The organism is Streptomyces sp. NPDC021020, assembly GCF_044333285.1.
Lineage (GTDB): Bacteria > Actinomycetota > Actinomycetes > Streptomycetales > Streptomycetaceae > Actinacidiphila.
On sequence record NZ_JBIRQQ010000011.1, the window covers coordinates 126,221 to 143,370 of the forward strand.

Genomic DNA, 17,150 nt, shown 5'->3' on the forward strand with positions numbered 1-17,150 from the left:
CCAGCGGCCGTGCGGCGGCGGCCGGTTCCGCGGCCAGCCCCGCGCGATCGGCGGTGCGCGCGTCCACGGTCAGCGGCCGTACAACGGCGGCGAGTTCGGCGCCCGACCCCGCGCGATCGGGGGCGCCCGCGTCCACGGCCAGCGGCCGTGCGGCGGCGGCCGGTTCCGCGGCCAGCCCCGCGCGATCGGCGGTGCGCGCGTCCACGGTCAGCGGCCGTACAACGGCGGCGAGTTGGGCGGACAGCCCCGCGCGGTCGGCGGTGCGTGCGTCCACGGTCAGCTGGCGTACGGCGGCGCCGTGCGCACCCAGCGCCTCGGCCGCGGTCCGCACGGCCGGGTCGTCGGTGTGGCCGTCCGGGACGAGCAGCAGCCAGGTGCCGGTCAGGGCGGGCGGCGCGGTGTCGGGCAGCGGCGTCCAGCGGATCCGGTGGCGCCAGGCGGCCAGCGTGCCGCGCTCGCGCTGCCGGCTGCGCCAGGCGGCCAGCAGCGGCAGGGCGGGCCGCAGCGCCTCGGCGCTCGCCGCACTGTCGCCGTCCGGCTCCAGCACCCCGGCGAGCGCGGCGGCGTCCGCTTCCTCGATCGCGCCCCACAGTTCGGCCTCGGCCGGGTCCTGCGGGCCGCCCGCGGCGCCGGGGCGGGCGGTGGGCAGCCAGTAGCGCTGCCGGTCGAAGGCGTAGGTGGGCAGGTCGACGGCCCGCGCGGCGGACGCACCGCCGTGCCAGGCGCGGAAGTCCACCGGCGCGCCCGCGGCGAAGGCCTGCCCCAGCGCGAGGGCGAGCTGCGCGGGGCCGCCCTCGCCGCGCCGCAGCGTGCCCGCGGCGTGCGCGTCGATCCCGGCGGCCTCGAAGCACTGCTGGAGCGCGGGCACGACCACGGGGTGCGTGCTGACCTCGACGAACACCCGGTGGCCCGCGGCCAGCAGGGAGTCGACGGCCTCGGTGAGGCGTACCGGCTGCCGCAGGTTCGCCAGCCAGTAGGCGGCGTCCAGCTCCGCGGTGTCCAGCGGGCCGCCGGTCAGGGTGGAGTGGAAGGCGACGTCCGTGGACACGCCCTGCACGCCCGCCAGCCGGGCCCGTACGTCGTCGGCGATGGCGTCGACCTGCGGGCCGTGCGAGGCGTAGTCGACGTCGATGGTGCGGGCCCGCGCGCCGGTGGCCTCGCACGCGGCGACAGCGGCGGCGACCGCCTCCGGCGGGCCGGAGACCACGGTGGACGACGGGCTGTTGAACGCGGCGACGCCCACTCCCGCCGCCGCCTCGCCGAGGTCGGCGACGAGCCGGGCGGCGGCGTCGGGGCCGATGCCGAGGGAGGCCATCGCGCCCTTTCCGGCCAGCGCACGCAGCGCCCGCGAGCGCAGCGCCACCACCCGGGCGCCCTCGCCCAGCGGGAGCGCCCCGGCGACGCACGCGGCGGCGATCTCGCCCTGCGAGTGCCCGACGACTGCCGCGGGCGTCACGCCGTGGTGGGCCCACTCGGCGGCGAGCGCCACCATCAGCGCCCACAGCACGGGCTGGATCACGTCCACCCTGGCCGGGTCCGGGGCGCCTTCCGCGCCGCGCAGCACCCCGGTCAGCGACCAGTCGACGTATGGGGCGAGGGCGGCCTCGCACTCCGCGATCCGGGCGGCGAACACCGGTGAGGAGCCGAGCAGTTCGCGCCCCATGCCGGGCCACTGGGAGCCCTGCCCCGGGAAGACCAGGACGACGCCGGGGCCCGCCGTACGGGCGGTGCCGGTGACGACGCCGGGCGCGGGCTCACCCGCGGCGAGCGCGCCGAGCCGCGCACGCAGCTCGTCGGTACCGGCCCCCGTGACGGCCGCCCGGTGCTCGAAGGCCGACCGCGTCCCGGCCAGCGACCACCCGACCGCCCGCGGGTCGGCGTCCACCCAGGCATCGAGCAGCCGCCGAGCCTGCCCCCGCAGCGCGTCCGCGCTGCGAGCCGACAGCGCCCACACGGCGACGCCCGCGTCAGAAGAAGACGCAGCGCCGGCGTCCGGGCCGGGAGAAGCCGTTGCGACCGCGCCCGAGCCGGAAAGCGGCATCTCGGCGGCCCCCGGTCCGGCAGGCGGCATCTTGGCGGCACCCGGTCCGGGCGGTGCCACCGCAGCCGCCTCGGGCCCGGAAATCGGTGACCCGCCCACACCTCCGCCGGGCAGCGGCACCGCAACCACGTCCGGACCGGCAGACGGCACCACCGCCGCACCCGAGCCGGAGGATTGCGCTCCTGCCGCATCCGCGCCGGGGAGCGGCACCCCCGCCACGTTCGAACCGGAAGAGGGCACCACCGCCGCATCCAAGCCGGAGGCTCGCGCTCCTGCCGCCCCCGCCCCGGAAGGCGGCGACGCCACCGCACCCCGGCCGACGGGCGGCACCGCGGCGGCACCCGCGCCGGAGAGCCGCACCACAGCCACCCCCGCGCCCGAAGGCGGCGACGCCACCGCGTCCCGGCCCGCGGGCGGCACCGCGGCAGCATCCGCGCCGGGGGGCGGCGCCGGTGCGCCCGGGGCCGGGGAAGGCACCCCCGCTCCGTGCGCCGGAGGCGCCTCCTCCAGGATCAGGTGGGCGTTCGTGCCGGAGAAGCCGAAGGCGGAGACGCCTGCCCGGCGGGGTCGTGCGGGGTCGTGGGGCCAGGGGACGTCGTCGGTCAGCAGTCGGACGTCGCCGGAGGACCAGGCCACGTGGGGGCTCGGCTCGTCGAGGTGGAGCAGGCGGGGCAGGCGGCCGTGGCGCAGGGCCATGACCGTCTTGACGACGCCCGCCGCGCCCGCGGCGATCTGGGTGTGGCCGATGTTGGCCTTGACCGAGCCCAGCCACAGCGGCCGTCCCTCCGGCCGGTCCCGGCCGTACGCGGCGAGCAGCGCCTGCGCCTCGATGGGGTCGCCCAGCGCGGTGCCGGTGCCGTGCGCCTCGACGGCGTCCACGTCAGCCGGTGCGAGCCGGGCGCTCGCGAGGGCCTGCTCGATGACGCGCTGCTGGGAGGGGCCGTTGGGCGCGGTGAGCCCGTTGCTCGCGCCGTCCTCGTTGACGGCGGAGCCGCGGATGACGGCGAGCACCGGGTGGCCGTTCCGGCGGGCGTCGGACAGCCGCTCCAGCAGCACGATCCCGGCGCCCTCGGCGAGCGTCATGCCGTCGGCGCCCGCGGCGAAGGGCTTGCAGCGGCCGTCGGGGGCGAGGGCGCGCAGCTCGCTGAAGCCGACGAGCGGCGCGGTCGACGACATCACGTACACCCCGCCGGCCAGCGCCAGGCCCACTTCCCGCTGGCGCAGCGCCTGGCAGGCCAGGTGCATGGCGACGAGCGCGGAGGAGCACGCGGTGTCGAGGGTGACCGCGGCGCCCTCCAGGCCGAGGGCGTAGGCCACCCGGCCGGCCACCACGCTGGGCGAGTTGCCGGTGGTGAGGTAGCCGGCCGCGTTGTCGGGCACGTGGAAGGAGTTGAGGAAGTAGTCGATGCCGTCGCAGCCGAGGTAGGTGCCGGTGCGGCTGCCGCGCAGGGTGTGCGGGTCGATACGGGCGTGCTCGACCGCCTCCCAGGCGACCTCCAGGGCGAGCCGCTGCTGCGGGGCCATGGTGACGGCCTCGTTGGGGCTGATGCCGAAGAAGGCGGCGTCGAAGCGGTCGGCGCCGGTGACGAAGCCGCCGCGGCGCACGTACGACGTGCCGGCGTGGCCGGGCTCGGGGTCGTAGAGGGAGTCGAGGTCCCAGCCGCGGTCCGCGGGCAGGTCGCCGGTGGCGTCGCGCCCGTCGGCGACCAGCTCCCACAGGTCGTCGGCGCTGCTCACCCCGCCGGGGAAGCGGCAGCCGATGCCGATGACGGCGACGGGCTCGTGGGCGGCGTACTCTGCGTCCTCGATGCGGCGCCGGGCCTCGCGCAGGTCGCCGGTGACGCGCTTGAGGTAGTCGAGCAGCTTCTGCTGGTCGTCGGCCATGTCAGGACCGCTCCGCGGCCGGGGCGCCGGCCTGCTCGTCGACGGTGCGGGCCAGCTCCAACAGGTCGGCGGCCACCCGGTCGGGGTGGTCGGCGTGCAGGTTGTGGTCGGAGCCGGTGTACCAGCGCGACCGCGCCTGCGGCAGCGCGGCCTCGGCGTCGGCGACCCACTGCCGGGCCCAGGCGAGCCAGCCGGGCGGCGGGTTCGGGGGCACAGCCTTGAGCAGCACGACGGGCACCTTGACGTCCGGGTACCAGCGGGCGGGCGGGTCGTTCCACATGCTCTTCCACACCGACCGGTAGTGCTCCAGCGGCAGCCGCGGCCCGAGCAGCCCGTCGGGCCCCTCGACCATGTCGGACAGGCTCGCGTCGACCGCGGCGGCCGACCAGCGCGGGTGGATGGCCCGCAGCACGGTGCGCATGGCCTCCCGCGGCGCCCGCGCGTCGGGCCCCCACCACCCGACGTCCTCGGTGTCGCGGGGCAGGGCGCCGCCCTGGATGTCGACCGGGCCGCCGCCGTCCACGAGGGCGAGCCCCGCGGCGAGGTCGGGGCGCACCGCGGCGAGCCGCATCGCGATGTTCCCGCCCCACGAGTGCCCGGCGAGCAGCGCGCCGCCGAGCCCGAGCGCGTCGCAGACGGCTGCCAGGTCGGCTACGGCGGTCGCGTTGTCGAAGCTCTCCCGGGGGAGGTCGGACTCGCCGTGCCCGCGCATGTCGACGGCGTGCACGGGGTGCCCGGCGGCGGCGAGCAGGGCGGCGACCTCGTCCCACATCCGGGAGTTGGACCCCAGCCCGTGCACCAGCAGCACCGGCCGGCCCGTGCCGCCGGGCCGCTGCCGCACGTTCAGCCTCACCGAGTCGTCGACGGGGACGGACACATTCATGGCGGTTTCCCTTGCCCTGGGAGGGGATCGGAGCGGGGGACGCGAGGGACGGGAGGTGTCAGCCGGTCTCGGCCGCGTACGCCTCGGCGAGGTATTTGCCGAGCAGCGTGGGGGTGGGGTGCTCGACGATGGCGACGAGCGGGACCTCCAGGCCGGTGTCGTCCGTGAGGGTCTTGGACAGCCGGACGGCGGCGAGCGAACTCATGTTGTTCTGGAGGAAGTTGCTGTCCTCGTCCAGCTCCTGGCCGTCGAGGATCGCGCGCGCCCGGTGCAGCACCAGGTCGCCCAGCAGCTCCTGCCGCTCCTCCGGCGGCGCCGTGGCGAGCCGCGCCACCAGCGCGGCCGCCTGCTCGTCGGCGGGGCCGCCGGGCTGCGCGGCCTCCTCGGCGGCTGCTTCGTCGGGTCCTTCCATGGCTGCACCTTCCTCGGTGGGGGTGGCGGGCGGTACGGGCGCGGGCGGGGTCATCCGAGGACGCCGCGGGCGGCGGTGGCGCCGTAGGGCCGCAGGCCGACCGACTCCAGCTCGCCGGAGCGGAAGGGCGGCTCGCGCAGCTCGTCCAGGGTGGTGTCGCTGTGCAGCAGCGACAGGAAGCGGGCCTCGCCCAGGGACTTCTGCGGGGCGTTCAGGCTGAGCACCTGCGTGGCGACCTCGCAGACCTGCCGGGAGCGGATCGACTTGCCGGAGACGAAGTCGGAGAACTTCAGCCGCTCGGCGATGTCGGGGCCGGTCAGCCGCGGGTCGCTGGAGAGGTTGCGGCAGTTGACGTACTGGATGTCGTTGAGCCCGGCCATGATCCACGGGTCGTCGACGACCGCGGCGAGCGCGGCCTGCACCCGCCGGGTGCCGCCCTCCGCCAGGGCGCCGCGCGCGAGTTCGGTGTCGAGGGCGTCCGCCGCACGGGCGGCGGAGCTCATACCGTGCCCGTAGACGGGGTTGAAGGCGGCCAGCGAGTCGCCGAGGATCAGCAGGCCGTCGGGCCACTGCGGCATCCGCTCGGGGTAGAGCCGCCGGTTGGCGCCCGAGTGCGACTGGAAGACCGGGCCGACGGGCTCCGCGACGCTCATCAGGTCGCTCACGACCTGGTGCCGCAGCCCCTTGGCGAAGGCCTCGAACTCGTCGTCGCGGCCGGGCAGCGGGGCGCCGCGGGTGCTGGTGAGGGTGACCAGCCAGCGGCCGCCCTCCTGCGGGTAGACGACGCCGAAGCGGCCGGGCTGCCGGGTCAGCGGGTCGGCGGCGACCTGGACGGCGGGGAAGGCGGCGCTCGCGCCGTCGGGGGCCTTGAACATCCGGGTGGCGTAGCCGATCCCGGCGTCCACCACGTCCTGCTCGACGCCGGGCAGGCCGAGGGCGCCCAGCCAGTGGCCCAGGCGGGAAGCGCGCCCGGTGGCGTCCACCACGAGGTCGGCCTCCAGCAGGCGCGGCTCGCCGCCCTCGGTGTCGCGGACGCGTACGCCGGTGACGCGGGTGCGGTCGCCGGCCAGCTCGACGACCTCGGTGCCCTGCTCGACGCGGACCCGGCCGCGGGACAAGATGCCGCCGCGGACGATCCAGTCGAGCAGCGGGCGGGTGCACATCATGGCGTGCGCGGAGGCGGGGAAGCGGTACTGCCAGCCCCACGCGGTCAGGGTCACCAGGTCGCTCTGGAAGCCGATCCGGCGGGCGCCGGCGGCCAGCAGCCGGTCGGCGGTGCCCGGCAGCAGCCGCTCGACGATGCCGGCGCCGCTGGACCACAGGACGTGGACGTGGTGGGCCTGCGGCTGGCCCTTGCGGTGCTGCGGGCCGTCCGGCAGGACGTCGCGCTCGACGACGGTGACGGATTCCAGGTGCCGGGACAGCACATGGGCGGTCAGCATGCCGGCCCATCCACCGCCCAGCACGACAGCGCGTGTCGGTGTGGTCACGACGTCTCGTCCCTTCGCAGCGGGAAGTCCGGTGATCGCTCTCGGTCGTGCGCGTTCCTCGGATCGTGCGGGTGGTGCGGGAGGTGCGGGTGCTCCCGGCTCCGTCGCGCGGGGGCGCCCCGCGGGCCCCGGGCCGCCCTCACGAGGGTGTCGCCGGGCACTTAAGCGGGCCTTTCCGCGGGCGCCGCCGGGGTCCGGGGCGGTGCGGGCTCCATGGTGAGATCGCCGAGGCCCCAGTAGCCGCGGATGTGCACGCCGAGCCCGGCGTCGTCGATCTCGCACACGGTGATCATGCGCATGCGCATCTCGGCGGGCACGACCACGCGCGCGTCACCGCGGATGACGACGAAGCGCCCGTCCATCGACGAGACGGGCCGGCCCAGCACCTCGTGGACCTTGCCCGCCGAGCCGCGGAAGACGTGCTTGCGCAGCGCGTCCTTGCCGCGTAGCAGGATGCCGCCGACCGGGTCCTCGAAGACGATGCCCTCGGCGAAGAGTTCGACGGTGCCCTCCACGTCCCCGCCCGTCAGCCGCGACAGGTACGTCTCGGGCAGCCGGCGCAGTGCCGCCTCGCGGGGCGACAGCTCGGCGGGGCCGGTGAAATCCGCGCCGTCGGCGGAGACCTCCAGGTCGGGGCGGCCCCAGTAGGCCCGCATGTCCTCGACGAGGCCGGACGGCGCGACCCGCAACTGGAGCGCGTAGTGGCGGCGCAGGAAGGCGGGTTCGGCGCCCCGCGGCGGCGCCAGCCAGCCGCGGGCGGCGTAGCGCGGGCCGAGCGGGCGGTAGCCGGTGACGGAGGTGATCCGGGACAGGACGTGCGTGCCGTCCTGCCCGGCGACGGTGTCCTCGACGGTCTCGGCGGGGTGCCCCGCGGCGGCGGCCGTGAAGTGCGCGCGCAGCGCCTCGTGCCCCTGCCGCGCCCCGGATCCGACCGGGTCCTCGAAGACGGCGTCCGGCGCGTAGAGGGCGAGCAGCCCGTCGATGTCGCCCGCGACGAGCAGCCGACTGTGCTCGCGGGCAATCCGCTTCCGAGCGCGCTCCCCCGTCACAGGGCCCTCCCCTGGTCCGTGCCATGAGCCGATCCGCCGGGATGAGCAGGTCCCGTGCCGCTGACGTACACGGGCGCGATCCCGCTGCCGTACGCGGGGGCGGGGGCGGTCCCGTTGCCGTACGCGGGTGCGGTCGCACCGTCGTGCACCGCCCCTGTCCCGCTGCCTTGCGCGGAGCCTGTGCCGCTGCCGTGCGCGGGTGCGGCCCCGCTGCCGGGTGCGGATGCGGGGGTGTTCCCGCTGCCGTACGCGGGTGCGGCGCCGCTGACGTACACGGGTGCGGTCGCACCGTCGTGCACCGGCCCCGTCCCGCTGCCGTGCGCGGGTCCCGTCCCGCCGCCCTGCGCGAGTGCGGTCGCACCGCCGTGCACCGGCCCCGTCCCGCTGCCCTGCGCGGGTCCCGTCCCGCCGCCCTGCGCGAGTGCGGTCGCACCGTCGTGCACCGGCCCCGTCCTGCCGCCCTCCGCAGGTCCCGTACCGCCGCTGTGCGCCGGGGGGATACGGCTGAGGTCGGGGCTGTAGGCGGCGCGCCAGTAGCGGGTGCGGCGGAAGGCGTACGTGGGGAGGTCCACGCGGCGGGCGTCGCTTCCGGCGAAGACCGCGGGCCAGTCGACGGCGGTCCCGCGGACGTACACCTCGGCGAGTGCGGCCAGCGCGGCGGCCGGTTCCGCGGCGCCGGGGCGCAGTGCGGCCACCGCGGTGCGGCCCGCGGCGCGCAGCAGCGCGGCCGTCTCGTGGCCGCCCAGCTCCAGGAAGACGGTCCCCTCCCTGGCCAGGGCGCCCGCCTCGGCGGCGAAGTCGGCGGGTACGGCTGCCGGTTCGGCCGCCGCGAGCGCGCGCCGGACGTCGGGCAGCGGGAGCCGCCCGCCGAGGTGCTCGGCGGCCAGGCGGCCCGTGCCGTGGCCGCGGACGGCGCGCGGCCGTACGCCCCAGGACGTGAAGAGCCGGTGCAGCGCGACCTGGAGCGCGAACTCCCGCGCGGGGCCGGGGAGCCCGGCGGGGCCTTCCGCGGCGGCGCCGAGCCCCGCGCAGGTGGCGTCGAAAGCGGCGGCGAACTCCGGGAAGGCGTCGCGGAGTTCCTTGCCGCCCCCGGGCGCCGGGGGGCCGGGCGTGAGCAGCAGCACGAGGTGGCGGCGGCGCCCGACCGCGCCCCGTACGGTGTGCGGCGCGGGGCGGTCGTCGGCGAGGGCGCGCAGGCCGTCGAGCAGTTCGTCGCGGGTGGTGGCGGCGACGACCCCGCGGTGGTCGAGCGCGGCGCGGGTGGTGGCCGCGGACAGGGCGACGTCGGCGGGCCGCAGCGCGGGGTGCCCGGCGACGTGCGCGAGCAGCCGGGCGGCCTGGGCGCGCAGCGCGTCCGCGTCGCAGCCGGAGACGGGGCAGAGCAGCGTGCCGCCCGCGGACGCCTCGGACCGGGAGGGGGCGGGTTCGGGCGGCGGCGCCTGCTCCAGCAGGAGGTGCGCGTCGGTGCCGCCGAAGCCGAAGGAGGACACCCCGGCGCGGCGCGGGCGCCCGGTGTCGGGCCAGGGGACGGCGGCGGTCGCGAGCCGGATGCGGCCCTGCTCCCAGCCGATGTGCGGGGAGGGCACCTCGGAGTGCAGGGTGCGCGGCACCACGCCGTGCCGCATGGCCTGGACGGTCTTGATCAGCCCGGCCATGCCGCTGGCGGCCTGGCTGTGGCCGATGTTGGACTTGACCGAGCCGAGCAGCAGCGGCCGGTCGTCGGGGCGGCCCTCGCGGTAGACAGCGGCCAGCGCCTGCGCCTCGACCGCGTCGCCGAGCATGCCGCCCGCGCCCTGCCCCTCGACGACGTCGACCTCGTGCGGCCGCAGCCCCGCCCCGTCCAGCGCCCGCCGGATCAGGCGCTGCTGGGCGGCGCCGTGGGGGGCGTTGAGGCCGCCCTTGGCGCCCTCCTGGCCGATCGCGCCGCCGCGTACCACGGCGAGCACCGGGCGGCCGTGCGCGCGGGCGTTGGAGAGCCGCTCCACCAGCAGGACGCCCGCGCCCTCCGCGAAGGCGATCCCGGCGGCGCCGTCGGCGAAGGAGCGGCAGCGGGTCGCGACCGCGAGCCCGATGCCGCGCCCGGTGCCGACGAAGCGGTTGGGGCTGGACATGACGGCGACGCCGCCGGCGAGCGCCATGGAGCACTCGCCGGCGCGCAGCGCCTGGCAGGCCAGGTGCAGCGCGACGAGCGAGCCGGAGCACGCGGTGTCCAGTGTGGCGGTGGGGCCTTCGAGGCCGAAGGCGTAGGCGATCCGGCCGGAGAGCACGGCGGCCGTGCTGCCGGACCCGGTGGCTTCGAGGAGGTCGTCGGGGACGTCCACGAGGTGGGCGGTGTAGTCCTGGCCGGTCGTGGCCATGAAGACGCCGATGTCGCCGCCGGACACCGACCGCGGGTCGATCCCGGCCCGTTCGAAGGCCTCCCACGACGTCTCCAGCAGCAGCCGCTGCTGCGGGTCCGTCACCGACGCCTCGCCCGGGGACATCCCGAAGGGCGCCGGGTCGAAGGCGGCGGCGTCCGCGAGGAAGCCGCCCTCGGCGACGCCGCTGCGTACGGCGGGGTGGGCGTCCGGTCCGGTCAGCGCGTCGAGGTCCCAGCCGCGGTCGCGCGGGAAGCCGCCGACGACGTCCCGCTCGGCGGTCACCAGCTCCCACAGCTCCTCGGGGGAGTCGACGCCGCCGGGGTAGCGGCAGGCCATCGCGGTGACGGCGATCGGCTCGCGGGCCGCCGCGCGCAGCGCGGCGTTCTCCCGGCGCAGCCGCTCGGCCTCCCGCAGCGCCGCGCGCAGTGCGGCGGCGACCTTGCTGTCCGGCTCGGTCATGGCGTCCTTCCGCGGGGACGGGGTCGGGTGCGGTCCATGTCAGGACCCGCCGTTGCGCAGGGCCATGTCCACCAGCTCGTCCAGGTCCATCCCGGCGAGGTCGTCGCCGGGGGCCTGCGCGTCGGCGCCGGGCGGTTCGTCCGCCTCGCCGAGCCGCAGCAGGGCGTCGAGCAGCCCGGACTCCTCCAGCCGCCGCAGCGGTACGGCCGCGAGCAGCTCCCGTACCCGGCGCTCGGTGGCGTCGCCCGCCGCCTCGGGCCGCGGCTCCTCCGGGGCGGCGGAGGCGGCGGGAACGGCGGACGGGATGCTCGCGGCGATCTGCTCGCGCAGATGCCGGGCGAGGGCGACGGGGTGCGGGAAGTCGAAGACGAGGGTGGCGGGCAGCCGCAGGCCCGCCGCGGCGGACAGCCGGTTGCGCAGCTCGACGGCGGTGAGCGAGTCGAAGCCCAGCTCCTTGAAGGTGCGTTCGGTGTGGATCTCGTCGGCGGAGTCGTGGCCGAGCACGGCGGCCATGTGCGCGCACACCGCCTCCAGCACGGCGCTCTCGTGCTCCTCCGCGGGCAGGGCGGCCAGTTGCCCGGCCAGCACCGGCCCCGCGGCGGCGGCCGCGCCGCTGTCGGCCACCCGGCGGGCCCTGGCGCGGCTCGCCGCGGCGGGGGCCGCGGCCTCGGCGGGGCGCCGCATCGGCACCAGGAGGGCGTCGCCGCGCGCGTGGGCCCGGTCGAGCAGGGCGAGGGCCCGGTCTGTGGGCATCGGCAGCATGCCGGCCTGCCGGATGCGCTGCCGCATGCCCTCGTCCAGCTCGCCGGTGAGCGTGCTGGTCTCCTCCCACATGCCCCAGGCCAGCGACTGGCCGGGCAGCCCGCGGGCCTGCCGGTGCCGGGCCAGCGCGTCCAGGAAGCTGCTGGCGGCCGCGTAGTTGGCCTGCGAGGGGTTGCCGTGGACGCCGACGACGGAGGAGAAGAGGACGAAGAGGGCCAGGTCCGTGTCCCGGGTCAGTTCGTGCAGATGCCAGGCCGCGTCCGCCTTGGGGCGCAGCACCGCGGCGAGCCGGTCCGGGGTGAGCGCGTCGACCATGCCGTCGTCGAGGACGCCCGCGCAGTGCACGACGCCCGTCAGCGGGTGCGCGGCGGGTACGGACGCGAGCAGCGCGGCGAGCGCGTCCCGGTCCCCCGCGTCGCAGGCGGTGACGCTCACCTCGGCGCCCAGGGCGGCGAGTTCGTCCCGCAGCGCGTCCGCGCCGGGTGCCTGCGGGCCCTGCCGGCCGGTGAGCAGCAGGTGCCGCACGCCGTGGGCGGTGACCAGGTGCCGGGCGACCAGGGCGCCGAGCGTGCCGGTGCCGCCGGTGACCAGGACGGTGCCCTCGGGGTCGAGGGGGCGCGGGAGGGTCAGCACGATCTTGCCGATGTGCGCGGCCCGGCTCATCAGCCGCAGGGCCTCGCGGGCCCGGCGGATGTCGTGGGCGCGCACGGGCGGGTGGGCCAGCTCGCCGGTACGCAGCAGGCCCACGATCTCGGCGAGCATGCGCCCGACGCCGTCCGGGCCGGGCGCGCCGAGGTCCAGGACGCGGTAGTCGACGCCGGGGTGGTCGGCGGCGAGCCGCGCCGGGTCGCGGACGTCGGTCAGGCCCATCTCGACGAAGCGCCCGCCGTCCGCGAGCAGCCGCAGGGAGGCGTCGGTGGCGGCGCCGGTGAGGCTGTTGAGGACGACGTCCACACCGCGCCCGCCGGTGGCCGCCCGGAAGGCCGCCTCGAAGTCCAGGTCGCGGGAGGAGGCGCGGTGCTCGGCGTCGATGCCCATCGCCGCCAGGACGTGCTGCTTGCCGGGCCCCGCGGTCGCGTACACCTCGGCGCCCAGATGCCGGGCGATGTGCACGGCGGCGGTGCCGACCCCGCCGGTGGCGGCGTGGACGAGCACGCGCTCGCCCGCCCTGAGCCCGGCGAGGCCGCGCAGCCCGTGCCACGCGGTGACGTACGCGATGGGCACCGCGGCCGCCTGCCGGTCGGTCCAGTCCTCGGGTACGGCGACGAGGCTGCGGGCGTCGGCCACCGCCGTCGTGCCGAACGCGCCCTGGAAGAGGCCCGTCACGCGGTCGCCGACCGCCGGGGAGGTGACGCCGGGCGCGGCCTCGACGACGACGCCCGCGCCCTCGCTGCCGCGCAGGGCGGCGTCGCCCGGGTACATACCGAGCGCGATCAGCGCGTCGCGGAAGTTGACGCCCGCCGCGCCGACCCGGATCCGCACCTCGCCGGGGCCCAGCGGTACGGGCTCGGCCTCGGCGACCAGCTCCAGCGCGTCCAGCGTGCCGCCTTCCCCGGCCGCCAGCCGCCAGCCGGGGCTGTCCGGCAGCGCGAGGCCGGCGCCCTCGCCGGGGACGACGCGGCAGACGCGTACGGCGCCGTCCCGTACGACGACCTGCCGCTCCCCCGCGGCCACGGCGGCGGCCACCGCTTCCGGGAGCCGCGGCCCGTCCAGGTCCAGCAGGACGAGGCGGTCGGGGTGTTCGGACTGCGCGGAGCGGATCAGGCCCCACACGCCCGCGTGGGCGAGGTCGGTGACGTCCTCGTCGTCGAGGGCCGCGACCGCGCCCCAGGTGGTGACCGCGAGCCGGGTCGCGGCGAAACGCTCGTCGGCGAGCCAGCGCTGCACCGCGGCCAGCACCGCGGCAAGCCGCCGGTGCAGGGTGCCGGGCAGACCGGAACCGTCCGTGACCGGCTCCGGGTCGCAGACCAGCAGCGCGACCGGCGGGGCGGGCAGCCCGCCGTCGAGCGCGGCGGCGAGCGCGTCGAGGTCGCGGTGGCGGGGCAGTTCGGGGCAGGCCGGGGAGTCGTCGGCGGCGACGGCGACCCAGTCCGCGGTGCTCGCCCCGGTGCTTTCCCCGGTCAGCGGCGGGTAGGTGACGCGCAGCAGCACGTCCTCGGCGCCGTCGCCGGCCGCCGACAGGGCGGCGGCGTCGACGGGGCGGGTGACGAGCGAGTCGATCGCGACCACGGGGCGGCCCGCGGCGTCGAAGGCGTGCACGGACAGGGCGTCGTCGCCCGCGGGCGCGAGCCGCACCCGCAGCATCTCGGCGCCGGAGGCGGCGAGCGTGACGCCGTTCCAGGCGAAGGGCAGCGCCATGCGGGTGCTGCCGCCGCGCAGCGCGCTCAGCCCGGTGGCGTGCAGGGCGCCGTCCAGCAGCGCGGGGTGGATGCCGAACTCCGCGGCCTGGCGGCGCTGTTCGTCGGGCAGCGCGACCTCGGCGAAGACCTCGGCGCCGCGCCGCCAGGCGGCCCTGAGCCCGCGGAAGCTCGGCCCGTAGCGGTAGCCGGCCGCGGCGAGCTGGTCGTACGCGCCGTCCACCGGCACCGGCTCGGCGCCCTCCGGCGGCCAGCGGTCGGGGCCGGGGGCCGCGGCGCCGGGGGCGGCGGCGAGGATGCCGGTGGCGTGCGGCACCCAGGGCCGCTCGGAGCCCGCCGGGCGGGCGTACACGCTCAGGGTGCGGCGGCCCTCCCGGTCGGGGGCGGCCACCACGAGCTGGAGGTGGACGGCTCCTTCGGCGGGCAGCACGAGCGGGCTGGCCAGGACCAGTTCCTCCAGGTGGCCGCAGCCGACCTCGTCCCCGGCGCGTACCGCCAGCTCCACGAAGACCGCGCCGGGGACGAGCACCGCGCCCGCCACCGCGTGGTCGGCGAGCCAGGGGTGGGTGTCCAGGCCGAGCCGCCCGGTGAGGACGACCTGCTCGCCCTCGGCGAGCACGGTGACGGCGCCGAGCAGCGGGTGGGCGGCCGGGGCGAGCCCGAGGCCGTCCGGGTCGCCCGCGGAGGCGCCCGTGGCGTCCAGCCAGTAGCGGCGCCGCTGGAAGGCGTACGTGGGCAGCTCGGCGGGCCGGGTGCCGGCGGGGAGGACCCGCCGCCAGTCGACCGGGGCGCCGTACGCGTGGCTCTGGGCGAGCGCGGTGAGGAAGCGGTCCCAGCCGCCCTCGTTCCGCCGCAGCGTGCCGAACGCGGCGGCGTGCACGCCCGCCTGGTCCATCGTCTCCTGCATGCCCACGGTGAGCACCGGGTGCGGGCTGCACTCGACGAACGTGCTGTGCCCGTCGGCCAGCAGCGCCCGGGTGACCTGCTCGAAGCGGACCTGCTCGCGCAGGTTGGTGTACCAGTAACCGGCGTCCATGGCGGCGCCGTCCGCCGGTTTCCCGGTCACCGTGGAGTACAGCGGTACGGTCCCGGCCCGCGGCTCGATGCCCGCGAGGTCCCGCAGCAGCCGCTCGCGCAGCGCGTCGACGTGGCGGGAGTGCGAGGCGTAGTCGACGGGGATGCGCTTGGCGCGCACGTCGTCGGCCGCGTAGCTGTCGAGCAGTTCGTCCAGCGCGTCGGCGTCGCCCGACACGACCGTGGACGAGGGGCCGTTGACGGCGGCGACGGACAGCCGCCCGGACCAGCGCTCCAGGTGCTTGTCGACCTCGGCGACGGGCCGCGGCACCGACGCCATGCCGCCGCGGCCCGACAGCTCCGGCAGCGCCCGGGAGCGCAGGACGACGACACGGGCGGCGTCGTCCACGCTCAGGATGCCCGCGACGCACGCGGCGGCGATCTCGCCCTGCGAGTGGCCGACCACGGCGGCGGGCTCCACACCGTAGGAGCGCCACAGTTCGGCGAGCGCGACCATCACCGCCCACAGCACCGGCTGCACGACATCGACCTGGTCGAGGGAGGGCGCGCCCGGCTCGCCGCGCAGCACCGCCGCCACGGTGTAGTCGGCGTGCCGCTCGACCGCTTGGCAGGCGCGCCGGAAGTGCCCGGCGAAGACCGGCGATTCGGCGGCGAGACCGAGGGCCATACCGGCCCACTGCGAGCCCTGGCCGGGGAAGACGAAGACGGTCGCGCCCGTGCCGGGCACGCCGGTGACGACCCGCCCGCCGGGCGACCCGGCGGCGATCGAGTCGAGCCCGGCGAGCAGGGTGGCGCGGTCGGCGGCGACCACGGCGGCGCGGTGCGACTGCGCGGCCCGCGTGCACGCGAGCGCGTGGCCGACCTCGGCGGGAGCGGCGTCGGGCCGCGCGGCGAGGAAGTCCCGCAGCCGGGCCGCCTGGGCGCGCAGCGCGGCCTCGCCCCGGCCCGACACCAGCCAGGGCACGACGGGCGGTTCGGCGGCCTCCGGTGCCTGGCCGGGTACGTCCTCGGGCTGCGGGGCCTGCTCGACGACGATGTGCGTGTTGGTGCCGCTCATGCCGAAGGAGGACACCCCGGCCCGGCGCGGGCGCCCGGCGTCGGGCCAGGGCCGCGCCTCGGACAGCACCCGGACGCTGCCCCGCGACCAGTCGACCTGGTGCGTCGGCTCCGACACGTGCAGGGTGCGCGGCAGCAGCCCGTGCCGCAGCGCGAACACCATCTTGATGAGCCCGGCCATACCGGCGGCGGCCTGGGTGTGCCCGATGTTGGACTTGACCGACCCCAGCCACAGCGGCTCGCCGCCCTCCGCGCGCGGCCCCCCGTACGCGGCGATCAGCGCCTGCGCCTCGATGGGGTCGCCGAGCGAGGTGCCCGTGCCGTGGCCCTCGACGACGTCGATGTCGCGCGGGGACAGCCGGGCGTCGGCGAGTGCCTGCCGGATGACGCGCTCCTGGGCGGGGCCGTGCGGGGCGGTGAGGCCGTTGGAGGCGCCGTCCTGGTTCATCGCGGAGCCGCGGACGACGGCGAGGACGGGGTGGCCGAGGCGCTGCGCGTCCGCCAGCCGCTCGACCAGCACGGTGCCGACGCCCTCGGAGGGGCCGAAGCCGTCCGCCTCCGCCGCGAAGGCCTTGCACCGGCCGTCGCCCGCGAGGCCCTTGAGCTTGCTGAACTCCAGGAAGGTGCCGGGGGTCGGCATCATCGCCACACCCGCCGCGAGCGCCAGCGGGCAGTCGCCGCGGCGCAGCGCCTGCACCGCCAGGTGCAGCGCGACCAGCGACGAGGAGCAGGCGGTGTCCACCGTGAAGGACGGCCCCTCGAAGCCGAAGGTGTAGGAGATGCGGCCCGACATGGAGCTGGCGGCCAGTCCCGTGGCCAGATACCCGGCCAGCTCCTCGGGGGCGTGCGCGCCCGTCCCCCCGTAGTAGACGGTGCTGCCGCCGACGAAGACGCCGGTGCGCGTGCCGCGCAGCGAGGTCAGGTCGATCCCGGCGCGCTCGACGGCCTCCCACGCGGTCTCCAGCAGCAGCCGCTGCTGCGGGTCCATGGCGAGGGCCTCGCGCGGGTTGATGTCGAAGAAGTCAGCGTCGAAGTCCGCGATGGCGTCGAGGAAGCCGCCTTCACGCACATAGCTCGTGCCGGTCTCGCCCGAGTCGTTGAAGCGGCTGTGGTCCCAGCCGCGGTCGCCGGGGATCGGCGAGATGACGTCGCGCTCGGCGGCCACCAGCTCCCACAGGGCTTCCGGTGTGTCGGCCCCGCCGGGGTAGCGGCAGGCCATGCCCACGATCGCGATCGGCTCGCTGTCGCGCGCCTCGCGGTCGCGCAGCTTCTGCTGCGCGGTGTGCAGGTCCGCCGCGACCCGTTTGAGGTAATCGACCAGCTGTTCCTGATTCGCCATGACGGTCCTCTTTCAGGTCCTCT

7 protein-coding genes are annotated in these 17,150 nt (G+C 77.3%); all 7 read right to left on the reverse strand.

Annotated features, from left to right (window positions below; translation table 11 throughout):
* Nucleotides 1-3,925 (reverse strand): beta-ketoacyl synthase N-terminal-like domain-containing protein (locus tag ACH4SL_RS29745; RefSeq protein ID WP_398451132.1); only part of this gene is annotated, 3,925 nt, incomplete at its 3' end.
* A 1-nt stretch (nucleotide 3,926) separates the two neighbouring features.
* Entirely contained in the window at nucleotides 3,927-4,808 is an 882-nt protein-coding gene (locus tag ACH4SL_RS29750; RefSeq protein ID WP_398451134.1) for an alpha/beta fold hydrolase, read from the reverse strand.
* A gap of 58 nt (nucleotides 4,809-4,866) precedes the next feature.
* Nucleotides 4,867-5,220: an acyl carrier protein gene (locus ACH4SL_RS29755; protein ID WP_398451136.1), complete on the reverse strand. Its 354-nt coding sequence runs from the start codon at nucleotides 5,218-5,220 to the stop codon at nucleotides 4,867-4,869.
* A gap of 50 nt (nucleotides 5,221-5,270) precedes the next feature.
* On the reverse strand, nucleotides 5,271-6,710 hold the full coding sequence (locus ACH4SL_RS29760; protein WP_398451138.1) for an NAD(P)/FAD-dependent oxidoreductase: 1,440 nt from the start codon (nucleotides 6,708-6,710) through the stop codon (nucleotides 5,271-5,273).
* A 161-nt stretch (nucleotides 6,711-6,871) separates the two neighbouring features.
* A complete protein-coding gene (locus ACH4SL_RS29765; RefSeq protein WP_398451140.1) occupies nucleotides 6,872-7,759 on the reverse strand; it encodes a nuclear transport factor 2 family protein in 888 nt (295 codons plus the stop codon).
* The gene (locus ACH4SL_RS29770; protein ID WP_398451142.1) at nucleotides 7,756-10,578 is read right to left on the reverse strand and encodes a type I polyketide synthase; all 2,823 of its coding nucleotides are present in this window, start codon (nucleotides 10,576-10,578) and stop codon (nucleotides 7,756-7,758) included. Before ACH4SL_RS29770 ends, ACH4SL_RS29765 begins: the two co-directional genes overlap by 4 nt.
* A gap of 39 nt (nucleotides 10,579-10,617) precedes the next feature.
* Complete coding sequence (locus ACH4SL_RS29775; RefSeq protein WP_398451144.1) at nucleotides 10,618-17,127, reverse strand: SDR family NAD(P)-dependent oxidoreductase; 6,510 nt, start codon at nucleotides 17,125-17,127, stop codon at nucleotides 10,618-10,620.
* Between the last annotated feature and the right edge of the window lie 23 nt (nucleotides 17,128-17,150).